General features: G+C 68.6%; 1 protein-coding gene. It reads right to left on the reverse strand.

All coding sequences use genetic code 11. From position 1 onward, the window contains the following. Window positions 1-4: 4 nt before the first annotated feature. Window positions 5-395: LysR substrate-binding domain-containing protein (locus EN852_RS35785; protein ID WP_135879680.1), on the reverse strand; the 391-nt coding region annotated here is incomplete at its 5' end.

The following is a 395-nucleotide window of genomic DNA, read 5'->3' on the forward strand; positions in this document are numbered from 1 at the left end:
GGTGTCAGTCATTGCCAGCGATCATGTTGACGACGGCCTGAGCGATGGCGTCCGCGGCCTTCGCCAGGCGATTGAGGTGCGGCGAGCGGAGCGCCACGACCCGCATCGAAAGGTCGAGATCGCCGGCGTCGACAAGTGCGAGGCCATCGGGAATTCCGCGTGCCGCGAGTCGCGACGGCATCAGACCCAGGCCGTGTCCCCGACGGACCCATTCCATCTGCATGGCGGGGTCCTGAATTTCCGCCGCCACGACGAGTTGGCGCCGTCCGTCGCTCCCCATTGCGGACAGCAGCCTTTGCCGGGCGTCGCAGGGCTCGGGGCTCAGCACCCATGGCACCGGAGACCGGACTTCGAGGTGTTCGGTGCCGCCGGCCTGCGCGATGACGCTGAGGCGC

The organism is Mesorhizobium sp. M2E.F.Ca.ET.209.01.1.1 (assembly GCF_004010375.2).
In the GTDB taxonomy this organism is placed as follows: Bacteria; Pseudomonadota; Alphaproteobacteria; order Rhizobiales; family Rhizobiaceae; genus Mesorhizobium.